Below are 1172 nucleotides of genomic sequence, written 5' to 3' on the forward strand. Positions count from 1 at the left end.
TGTTTAATCGTAGTCATGATTCTGATAACAATAAACCAAGTGGTGGTTCGTTTGGTGGCGGTTCACAAGACAGTATCGGAGTGTCAAGTTCGGGTGATTAAATCGGCATACAACAATTCAATCAACCGGACACAAACTCGCTGGCTTTGGCTCGTGCCTCACAAGTATAGCCGACAAGTTTGTACCGTTTATTAGAGGCGTTAGGAGACAAAGTGAGTTCAGGAGTGGCGCAAGCTAATAAATTCTACGAGGAAGTAGCGAATACGCAAATCGTCTGGTTTGGAACACTACCAAATGACACACTGTTAGAATTTGACTTGCCCAATGATTCTGTTTCATTTCCCGTATGGTCATCAAAATCTAGAATCCTTCGGTTAAAAAAACTGAACCCAGGTTTACTTTCTAGTGTCGAGCCACGAGGAGTTAAATGGACTGAATTTAAAGAATTATTCGTACCACTCATTAATCAAAAACATAGGGTTGTGGGGGTGAATTTAAGTGGTAAAAAACTGGTGGGTGCAGACATATCCGTTGAAACTCTAATCAGTCAAGTTGAGGCATTTTGGTAAATGTCTCCTAACAAGTTAAATCATCGGGAAATCCCTCGCAGGCCAAACAACGGCCAAAGCGCTCGGTCTTTCCGCTGTTTAAAGCGTTAGGGTTCAAAAATGAAGCTCTTTGTATCCAATCATAAAATTCAATTTCAAGGGGGCTCAATTACAGCCATGCACCCTGTTTTGGATGCGAGAGAAATTGATGAAAAAATCATAGTGATTTATGACTATATGGTATTTCCAAAAAATGAACCCGCCAGAAATATGTACGCATATACAAAATTAGGTTCGGAGATATGGCGAGCTGAAGATATAGGTATGGGTGCTACGGATGCTTATACAAACGTACGTTCAGAAGTACCATTTAAAGTAGGTAACTTTTCAAGCTTCTCTGTGTATCTCGATATAAATACGGGTAAAGTTATCGATAAAGAGTTCACAAAATGAACCCTAACACATATGAGCCTTCCGCCAGTCAATAGGCGAGCCTAACTTATTTGACTGCTTTTGCAGTCAAATTCAAATCAATCAACAAATTCATCTACTTCGTCTGTCATTTAGCAGTCAAATCATCGTGCTCTTAGAAATCAAAGCATGCAAACACATATAGAGGCTCTC

Annotated in this window: 2 protein-coding genes; both read left to right on the forward strand. The window is 40.0% G+C overall.

All coding sequences use genetic code 11. The features are described from left to right. The first annotated feature begins 212 nt into the window (after positions 1-212). The gene (locus ACED29_RS21140) at positions 213-569 is read left to right on the forward strand and encodes a DUF2750 domain-containing protein (RefSeq protein ID WP_273698289.1); all 357 of its coding nucleotides are present in this window, start codon (positions 213-215) and stop codon (positions 567-569) included. Between the two features lie 99 nt (positions 570-668). Further along, the gene (locus tag ACED29_RS21145; RefSeq protein WP_371698691.1) at positions 669-1001 is read left to right on the forward strand and encodes a hypothetical protein; all 333 of its coding nucleotides are present in this window, start codon (positions 669-671) and stop codon (positions 999-1001) included. Positions 1002-1172 lie beyond the last annotated feature (171 nt).

Source organism: Shewanella sp. 5S214 (genome assembly GCF_041439795.1).
In the GTDB taxonomy this organism is placed as follows: domain Bacteria; phylum Pseudomonadota; class Gammaproteobacteria; order Enterobacterales; family Shewanellaceae; genus Shewanella; species Shewanella vesiculosa.

Coding starts and splice junctions, on each gene's coding strand:
- ACED29_RS21145 (WP_371698691.1), top strand. CDS start 669: ATGAAGCTCTTTGTATCCAATCATAAAATTCAATTTCAAGGGGGCTCA.